Source organism: Dietzia sp. B19, assembly GCF_014145155.1.
GTDB lineage: Bacteria > Actinomycetota > Actinomycetes > Mycobacteriales > Mycobacteriaceae > Dietzia > Dietzia natronolimnaea.
This window is the reverse complement of the sequence record NZ_JAALED010000229.1, coordinates 1-8,874: the sequence shown is the minus strand read 5'-3', so window position 1 is coordinate 8,874 and position 8,874 is coordinate 1. Positions and strand designations below refer to the sequence as shown.

General features: G+C 69.9%; 10 protein-coding genes. 4 read left to right on the top strand and 6 right to left on the bottom strand.

Translation table 11 applies throughout. The features are described 5' to 3' along the window. Positions 1–908 (bottom strand): LssY C-terminal domain-containing protein (locus tag G6020_RS07665; protein ID WP_241732614.1); only part of this gene is annotated, 908 nt, incomplete at its 3' end. Positions 909–968: 60 nt separating this feature from the next. Between G6020_RS07665 and G6020_RS07660 the strand changes: the two genes are divergently transcribed. Then, a complete protein-coding gene (locus tag G6020_RS07660) occupies positions 969–2,105 on the top strand; it encodes a hypothetical protein (RefSeq protein ID WP_182610214.1) in 1,137 nt (378 codons plus the stop codon). A gap of 7 nt (positions 2,106–2,112) precedes the next feature. Here the strand turns inward: G6020_RS07660 and G6020_RS07655 are convergent, their stop codons facing one another. The 3 genes from G6020_RS07655 to G6020_RS07645 form a co-directional block, all read right to left on the bottom strand. Continuing rightward, positions 2,113–2,781 carry a YoaK family protein gene (locus G6020_RS07655; protein WP_182610213.1) on the bottom strand — a complete coding sequence of 223 codons (669 nt, stop codon included), beginning with the start codon at positions 2,779–2,781 and terminating at the stop codon, positions 2,113–2,115. A gap of 68 nt (positions 2,782–2,849) precedes the next feature. Continuing rightward, positions 2,850–5,150, bottom strand: a complete 2,301-nt coding sequence (gene purL / locus G6020_RS07650; protein WP_182610212.1) for a phosphoribosylformylglycinamidine synthase subunit PurL — start codon at positions 5,148–5,150, stop codon at positions 2,850–2,852. A gap of 53 nt (positions 5,151–5,203) precedes the next feature. After that, positions 5,204–6,415, bottom strand: a complete 1,212-nt coding sequence (locus tag G6020_RS07645) for a saccharopine dehydrogenase NADP-binding domain-containing protein (protein WP_182610211.1) — start codon at positions 6,413–6,415, stop codon at positions 5,204–5,206. A gap of 201 nt (positions 6,416–6,616) precedes the next feature. Between G6020_RS07645 and G6020_RS07640 the strand changes: the two genes are divergently transcribed. The 3 genes from G6020_RS07640 to G6020_RS07630 all read left to right on the top strand — a co-directional run bounded on the left by G6020_RS07640 (position 6,617) and on the right by G6020_RS07630 (position 7,629). Continuing rightward, positions 6,617–6,823 (top strand): hypothetical protein, encoded by a 207-nt coding sequence (locus G6020_RS07640; protein WP_182610210.1) that lies wholly within the window; start codon positions 6,617–6,619, stop codon positions 6,821–6,823. Between the two features lie 177 nt (positions 6,824–7,000). Further along, entirely contained in the window at positions 7,001–7,201 is a 201-nt protein-coding gene (locus G6020_RS07635) for a hypothetical protein (RefSeq protein WP_182610209.1), read from the top strand. A gap of 242 nt (positions 7,202–7,443) precedes the next feature. Then, entirely contained in the window at positions 7,444–7,629 is a 186-nt protein-coding gene (locus tag G6020_RS07630; protein ID WP_182610208.1) for a hypothetical protein, read from the top strand. 96 nt (positions 7,630–7,725) lie between these two features. Here G6020_RS07630 and purQ read toward each other — a convergent pair whose 3' ends face one another. Both purQ and purS read right to left on the bottom strand, forming a co-directional pair. Beyond that, complete coding sequence (purQ, locus tag G6020_RS07625) at positions 7,726–8,403, bottom strand: phosphoribosylformylglycinamidine synthase subunit PurQ (protein ID WP_182610207.1); 678 nt, start codon at positions 8,401–8,403, stop codon at positions 7,726–7,728. Next, positions 8,400–8,654 carry a phosphoribosylformylglycinamidine synthase subunit PurS gene (gene purS, locus G6020_RS07620; protein ID WP_179524603.1) on the bottom strand — a complete coding sequence of 85 codons (255 nt, stop codon included), beginning with the start codon at positions 8,652–8,654 and terminating at the stop codon, positions 8,400–8,402. Before purS ends, purQ begins: the two co-directional genes overlap by 4 nt. Positions 8,655–8,874 lie beyond the last annotated feature (220 nt).

Here is an 8,874-nt window from a genome sequence, read left to right as displayed (position 1 = left end):
GCCGCCGCCTCGGGGACCGGCACGGACCGCAGGTCCACCACCGGCAGGTCACCGTCAGTGCGGATCGCGTCACCCCCGCCGTTGCGGGAGTGGTAACCGGCGGAGAAGTTCTCGAGCACCCGGACCCCCGCGGCGGGGACGTGGTACCGGATCGAGTCCACGATGTAGTCGCGTTCCACGTCGATGTCCGCGTCGATCTTGTGGGTCACCTGGAGGGTGAACAGCGACAGCCCCACAGCCCGGTCGTAGGTGCCGGCCCCGAGCCACTGCACCCGGTGGCCACCGGGCAGCAGCCACCCGTCGGGGCATCGCCAGAACCGGACGTGGTGCCGCTGCGCCGCGTTGCCCTCCACCTCCTGCTGGTAGGCCAGACACTGCCTGCGGCCGAAGAGCCGCAGCGGGCTCACCGGCGCGGACGGGTAGGACCGTCGCAGTACCGAGGACATGATGATGCCCCAGGAGGAGCGGACCGTAATGTCGTCGGCCAGCACCCACCCGCACGCCGTCATGGCCTCGTGGATCTGACGCGCGGTGCCGTCGACGGCCAGATTGACCGGGTCCCCCAGCAACCCGTCCGAGGTCCGGGTGCGGGCGATGAAGTACCCCGGCACGTACACCGAGGTGATCAGCGTCTGCAGTCGGGGCAGGACCAGATAGGCGACCAGCGCCCAGAACGGGATCAGGAGGAAGAGGTGCCACCAGGTGTGGCGCCACACCTCGTCCAGCAGCCGCCAGCCCAGGAATCCGGCCGCGAGGGTGGCCAGCGTGAAGAACACCGTGTCGACGACCTGACCCGGCAGTGCCGGCCGGACATCGTCGTCCCGCACCTTGGACGGCAGACGGGCGTAGACCGGGGGCGCTGCCGGCCCCGCGCCGGGCGTCTGCACCGCTCGCTCACTGGTGGGCATGGCTCGACGATAGTCGGCGGTACGGGCCGCGGGGACCGCGATGACTGCCAGAATGTCCCCGTGCCCACGACCGATCCGACCCCGGCCCGCAACCGCGGCGCCCACGAGGAGTACCTGCGGTCGCTGGGACTGCCACTGATGATCGTCCCGTCCACGCGGTCACGCGAGATCCTCATCCGCTCCGCGGGAGTCAGCGCGGGTCTCGCGGTGGCCACGTCGGGCCTCTCCGCGCTTGACCGCGCGAACGACTACGCGGTGGCGCTGCTCGAGCGGGTCGGCGAGGACTCACCGGAGTTGGACGACATCGGAGTGACCGATCCGATCATCCTGCTGCTCCTGCTGGCGCTCGGCCTGGTCGTCGCCGCGCCAATCCTCGGCTGGCTGGTGGCCCGCGTGGTGCGTCGCCTGGGCCGGGTGGCGGGCTCCGTCGTCGGGCTCGCCTCTGCGGTCGCCCTCGTCGTGGCCGCGCCACTCACCTTCGAGCACCACGACGGCCCCGGACTGGGCACCACGTCGATGCTCCTGGTGGGGGTCCTGATGGGCACCTACATCGGCGCGGGCTCGCTGGTGCGCTGGGCCGCTCGGCGGGTCCGGCGCGAGCTCGGCACCATGGGCCACATGGTGGCCCGGGTCCTGCCGGTCCTCATGTTGGCCGTGCTCTTCCTGTTCTTCAGCGCGGAGATCTGGCAGGTGATGGTGGCGCTGTCCTGGCCGCGGACGTTCGCAGTGGTGGGCGTCATGGGTCTGCTCACCGTGCTGCTGGTGGCGATCACCACCCGGGACGACCTCCACGACGAGCTGGAGGCGCGGGCGCCGGGCCGGGAACTGCGATGGTCCGAGCGGATCAACATCCTGCTGGTCCCGGTGCTGGCCACCCTCATCCAGGCCGTGTTGTTCGCCTGCCTGGTCTTCCTGTTCTTCGTGTTCCTGGGCTGGATAGCGATCCCGGAGGCCACCGAGACCCGCTGGACGCTGCGGCCGACGGAGGATCTGGGGGGCCTGTTGGCGGGCGTCCCGGTCAGCGTGACGCTGGTTCGCGTCTCGCTGACCCTCGCGGCGTTCTCCGCCCTCAACCTGGCCGCCGCGGCGGCCTCCGACACCGCCCACCGTGCTCGGTTCGTCCGTCCCATGATCGACGAGGTGGTCCACGGCCTCGCCGCGCGCGAGACCTATCACCGGGCACGACGACGAGGCTGACCCCCGCTCAGACGCCGCGGTTCTCCCGCCCGCGCACCCAGACGGTCACGAGCAGAGCGCCGGTCACGACAGCTGCGGCGACGCCCAGCGCGGCCACGCCGAGGCGCACCTGGAGCACCGCACCCCCCACGCCACCCAACGCGAGCGCAGCCCACAATGAGACCTGCTGACGATAGGGCGCCCACGATCCCCCTGCCAGCGCGTCCACCAGCCGGTGGGCCGACTTGACCACCGCACCGGTCATGTACGTGACCCCCAGGGAGACCTCACCCCGGGAGTGGAACACCGAGTTCATGGCACCCATGGACGCCGCGACCACTGTCATCGACACCGGCGCCCCGATAACCGTGGCGGCCGTGAGCTGGTGCACCGCGAGCGCCACCAGCAGCAGGGAGGCGACCAGGGCCAGGACGGCCGGGCGGTCATCCCGGGGTCGGAGGCGGGTGACCACGGCACCGGCGACCGCGCCGAGGAAGAACGAGACCAGGACGACTGCCGCGATCCCCGCGCCACCGAGGTCACCCTGCACCAGGTCGACGGCCATTCTCGTGGAGTTGCCGCTCATGAACGACACGAAGTAGCCGCCCACCACGAGGAACCCGACCGCGTCGACGAAACCCGCGGTGCCGGCCAGGACCACGGCGAGCAGTCGTTCCGGTCTGCGGAGCTCACGCATCGGCTAGCGCCCGACCGGTCCGACTCCGACCGACCCGGTGACGACCGGCCCGTCTCAGAACGACCGTCTCAGACCGGGTCGACGCCGAACAGTGCCGGCAGCGTCCCCTCGTGGGCGGCACGCAATTCCTCGGTGGTCAGGGTGAACTGCCCCTGGACCTCGAAGGTCCCCGAGTCCGGGTCGGTGACGGCGATCCGGGTGTGCGGGATGTCCTGCGCGGTGAGCATCTGCTGGAAGTGGATCTCCTCGCCCCGGGGGACCGACACGATCACGCGGCCGGCCGACTCGGAGAAGAGCCACACGAACGGGTCCGCGTCGGCGGGGAGCACCACCCGGAGGCCGCACTCCCCGGCGAGGGCCGACTCCACGAGCGCCTGCGCGAGTCCGCCCTCCGACAGGTCGTGTGCGCCGGTGATGAGGCCGTCCTTGGAGCACGTGGCCAGGATCCGGGCGAGTGTGGCCTCCCACCGGAGGTCGACCGTCGGGGGCATGCCTCCGAGGTGCCCGTGGGCGACCTGCGCCCAGATGGACCCGTCGAGCTCGTCGCGGGTCTCGCCGAGGAGGTAGACGCTCTCCCCCGGGGTGTCGCCGAAGGCGGTGGGGGTGCGACGCGCCACGTCGTCGATCACTCCGAGCACACCCACGACAGGCGTGGGAAGGATGGGCGTGGACCCGGTCTGGTTGTAGAAGGAGACGTTGCCGCCGGTCACGGGGATACCGAGCTCGGCGCACCCGTCGGCCAGTCCGTGGACGGCCTCGCGGAACTGCCACATGACACCGGGGTCCTCGGGCGAGCCGAAGTTGAGGCAGTTGGTCACGGCGACCGGGTGCGCGCCGGTGACGGCGACGTTGCGATACGCCTCGGCCAGCGCGAGGCGGGCGCCGGTGTACGGATCGAGACGGGTGTAGCGGCCCGAGGCGTCGGTCGACAGCGCGATGCCGCGGCCCGACTCCTCGTCGATCCGCAGCACCCCGCCGTCCGCGTGCTCCGCGAGGACCGTGTTGCCGCGAACGTAGCGGTCGTACTGCTCGGTGATGAACTTCCGCGAACAGAGCGCGGGACTGGCCACCATGTCGAGCACAGTCCGGCGCAGCTCCTCACCGGTGGCCGGGCGCGCCAACGTGGCGGTGGTGTCCGCCTGCAGGGCGTCCTGGTCCGCCGGACGCTCCAGGGGGCGCTCGTAGACCGGGCCGTCGTGGGCCACGGTGCGCGGGGGGACGTCGACCACGGTCTCACCGCGGAACTCGATGGTGAGCCGGTCTCCGTCGGTGACCTCGCCGATGTCGGTGGCCAACACGTCCCACCGGCGGCACACCGCCATGAAGGCGTCCACGTTCTCCGGCGCCACCACGGCGCACATCCGCTCCTGGGACTCGCTGGAGAGGATCTCCGCGGCCGACATCCCCTCGGCGCGCAGCGGCACGTTGTCCAGCACGACGTGCATGCCGCCGTCACCCGCCGCGGCGAGCTCGGAGGTGGCGCAGGCCAGACCCGCGCCACCGAGATCCTGGATGCCCACCACGAGCTCGTCGCGGTAGAGGTCCAGGCAGCACTCGATGAGCACCTTCTCGGCGAAAGGGTCGCCCACCTGGACGCTGGGGAGCTTGCGGGGCTTGACGGGCGCGCCGTGCTCGTCCTCCTCGAAGGTCTCAGAGGCCAGGACGGACACCCCGCCGATTCCGTCGAGTCCCGTGCGGGCGCCGAAGAGGATGATCCGGTTGCCGGTGCCGGAAGCAAAGGCCAGGTGCAGGTCCTCGACCCGCATCACGCCGGCACACAGCGCGTTGACCAGGGGGTTGGCCGCGTAGGACTCGTCGAAGACGGTCTCGCCACCAATGTTCGGCAGACCGAGGCAGTTGCCGTAGCCGCCCACTCCCGCCACGACGCCCGGGAGGACGCGGTGGGTGTCATCGGCGTCGGCAGGGCCGAAGCGAAGCTGGTCCATGACCGCCACCGGGCGCGCGCCCATCGCCATGATGTCGCGGACGATGCCGCCGACACCGGTCGCGGCGCCCTGGTACGGCTCGATGTAGGACGGGTGGTTGTGCGACTCCACCTTGAACGTCACGGCCCAGCCGTCGCCGATGTCCACCACGCCGGCGTTCTCGCCGATCCCCGCGAGCATGGTGGACCGCATCTCGTCCGTGGTGGTCTCGCCGAAGTAGCGCAGGTGCACCTTGGACGACTTGTACGAACAGTGCTCCGACCACATGACCGAGTACATGGCCAGCTCGGCGTCCGTGGGCCGACGGCCCAGGATCTCCCGGATGCGGGTGTACTCGTCCTCCTTGAGTCCGAGTTCCGCCCACGGCTGGGCCAGCTCGGGGGTGTCGGAGGCGTGCGAGATGGAGTCCACGTGAGTCGTCACGGGGCAGAGTCTAGTCGGCCTGCGGCAGCCCGCGAATCCGCTACCAGCCGGGGCTAGGTCGACAGCACCTCAAAGGTCAGGCCGCCGCGCTCGACACGCTCGAGCAACGCCTCCCCCATGGCCTGGGCGGTGGTGAGTTGCCCCGAGAGCGCAGGAAGATCGTCAAAGGCCAGACACAGCGCCGACTCCGCAATCATCATGGCGGTCTCGGTGTAACCGGGGTCACCGCCGCTGACCCGGGTGACCACCCGGCGCCCGCCCGCCAACGCCACGAAGGTCACGTCGAACGACGACCGGGCGCGGCGGGATTCACTGGGCCCGGCACCGCGGTCGATCCGCTTGAGAATCTGCGACCTAATGGGGCCGATCTGGGAACCCACGGTCAACGCCCCGACTCCGACCATGCCCGCCGTCGCGGTCAGCGGCGATTTGACCGAGGCATAGTGCGCGTAGGTGAAGTCCGGGCCGTAGCTGTCCAACGCGGCCGCGGACCGCAACACGATCTGCGGGTCGATCGTGGGCAGTGGCACCAGCCACCGGCCGAGGACGCTGTCGTGATGCGGCTTGCCCGTCACCGACTTGATCCGCCGCCCCTCGACCCTGCCCTCCTTTGTGCGCCGCGCCTTCGCGGTACGGCCGGCCTCGCGGAGTCTGGCGAACTGGCCGATGGCCGAGTGGAAGGTGCCACCGGAGAACTGGGCGTCGGCGTGAACCGCGCCGTAGACGGCCACCGGCACGCCCTCGGGGACCTGTTTCATCGTGTAGAACACCCCCATGTCGTGGGGGATGGAGTCGAACCCGCACGCATGGATGATCCGCGCGCCGGAGGTCACGGCCTTGTCGTGGTACTCCAGGTACATACGGTCGGCGAACTCGGGCTCGCCCGTCAAATCCACATAGTCTGTCCCGGCCTCGGCGCACGCGGCGACGAGCGGCTCGCCGTACTCGAGGTACGGACCGACGGTGGTGAGGACGACACGGGCCGCCTTGGCCATGTCCGCCAACGACCCGGGATCCTCGGTGTCCGCCACCACGACCCCCGGAGCCGGGACATCCGGCATCTCGGCGCTGAGCCGGGCCACGAGCGCATCGAGCTTGACCCGCGACCGACCCGCCACGGCCCACGCACCACCCTCGGGGAGGTTCCGCAGCAGGTAATCGGCAACCAGGCCGCCGGTGAAACCGGTCGCACCGTAGAGGACGATGTCGAACGGCCTGGCGGACTTGTCGGACGCGGACACGGACTGGGTGCTGGATTCGCTCACCCCATGGTTCTACCGCATCGCGCGGCATCGCCGACCGCGGCCGGTCCGACCGTCAGTCCGGCCACGGTCACGATCCGGCGTCGAAGGTTCTCACCGCCCCAGGAAGGTGAGATGATCCTCATATGCCCGGTCACCGGGCTGGGCGCCGACCACTCGGGCCGCCGCTCTCGGCGCACCCCCGGCCCAACCGTGGGTGCAGAGATGAAGGAGATCCTCATGGACCTCACCGGTTCACTACTCGAAGCCGGCAACTCAGTGTTCGAAGTAGTCTACGGCAGCTTCGAAGGCACCGGCTCGTCGTTCATCGACACCCTGGCCACCGCCCCGGCGTACGCATACAACATCGTCGTGATGTTCATCGGAGGCCTGGGGGGCGACCTGGGCAGTACCGGCAGTGGCGGGCTCTGACCTGAGGGTCGGCGGCGGGGCGTGGGCACGCACGCGGTGAGATAGCTTTCATCCACGGGGTAAAATCTGAGCATCTGCCCAAATGGATGTGCACAATGATCACGCGCGTGCGGCCACCCGGGTCGCCGCCATTCGCCCAGGCCATTCAGGCCTGGGCGACGACTCTGAGGAGACCCCATGGACCTCACCGGTTCGCTTCTGGACGCAGGCAACTCGGCATTCGAAGGCATCTACGGCAGCCTGGAGGGGGGCACCGGTTCGGCGTTCCTCGACACGCTGGTCACCACCCCTGTGTACCTCTACAACTCCCTGCTGATGCTCATCGGCGGATTCGGCGGCGACCTGGGTAGCACGGGGGTCTTCCCCGTCCCCGCCTGATCACCGGTCGCGGAGTGGTCCGGCCCTGGTATCTCGGGCCCGGATCACTCCCGCCGTGTGTCGGTCGCGCGAACGGCGGGACACGAGCGCAGGCGGTGTGGCAGGAGAGTCATCTGCCTCTGGAGTGGCCAATGTTGACCATGCGCCTGTGAAAAGGTGCAGAATCAGTTGGCACGTGCTGCCATCAGGGTCGCCGGCACTCGCCCCGAGTCCGATCGGGGCGGATATCCGAAGGAGTTCCCATGAACCTCACCGGTTCCATCGCCGAAGCCACCGCCCCCCTGAGCGCCGAATTCGGCAGCCTGGTTGGCGAGCCGACCGGGTCGTCCGCCATCGACACCCTGCTGACGGCCGCGTTCATCCTGCCGGCCTTCCTGCTGAACCTCGCCGCCGGTTTCGGCGCCGACCTCGGCAGCAGCATTGGCTGATCTCGGCAGCCGCATAGGTTTCTGAGTCACCCACACAGTCGAAGGGCCCGCCGGAGCGAATCCGGCGGGCCCTTCGATTTGCGTTCGCGTCTCGGCTCAGACGGTGACCGCCGCGTCCAGCGCGGAGAGGAACAACCCCAGCCCGTCGTCAGAGGGCCCGGTCAACGGGTCGATGGCGTGCTCGGGGTGGGGCATGAGGCCCACCACCCGTCCGTTCTCCGAACAGATCCCGGCGATCCCGTTGGTCGAGCCGTTCGGGGCGTCGCCCGCGAAGCGGAACACCACGCGCCCCTCGCCCTCGAGCTGCTCGATCGTCTCGGCGGTGGCCATGTATCGGCCCTCGCCGGACTTGAGGGGGATGAGGATCTCCGCCCCCTCCTCGAACCGGCTTGTCCACGCGGTGCCGGTGTTTTCCACGCGCAGCCATTCGTCCCGGCACACGAAATGCATGTCGCGGTTACGCCCCAGAGCACCGGGCAACAGGCCGGCCTCGCACAAGATCTGGAAACCGTTGCAGATGCCCAGCACCGGCATGCCGCCCCGGGCGGCCGTGATGACCTCGCCCATGACGGGAGCCATCGAGGCGATCGCACCGCAGCGCAGATAGTCGCCATAGGAGAAGCCGCCGGGCACCACCACGGCGTCGACGCCCCTGAGGTCCGCGTCGTCGTGCCACAACGAGACGGCCTGGGCGCCGGACCTGGTGACGGCCCGCGAGGCATCGATGTCGTCGAGCGTGCCGGGGAAGGTGATGACGCCGATCCGAGCGGTCACGAGGCCACCTCGGCGGTGTCCACGCGCACGACCTTCCAGTCCTCGATCACCGTGTTGGCCAGCAGCGACGAAGCGATCTCCTCGAGCTCCGCGTCCGACACGTCGTCGGCGACCTCGAGCTCGAACCGCTTTCCCTGCCGGACGTCGGTGACGCCCGGGTGACCGAGACGGCCCAGGGCCCGGTGGATGGCCTGGCCCTGCGGATCGAGGATCTCGGCCTTGGGCATGACTTCGACGACGACTCGGGCCACGGTGAAACTCCTCGATCGGTGGAAACGCGGGGCGGACCCGGACCGGCCGGGGCTCGACTGCCGATCCTACCCGGAGCCGGCGGGGCCACCGAACGGCTCAGGCCGCGGAGGGCTGCGCTCTCGCTCAGGCCGCGGAGGCCAAAGCGACCGCCGGCCACTCATAGCGGCCGGTGACGGCCCCGTGCTCACCCGTCACCCGGTCCACCGCGTCCAGCAGCGC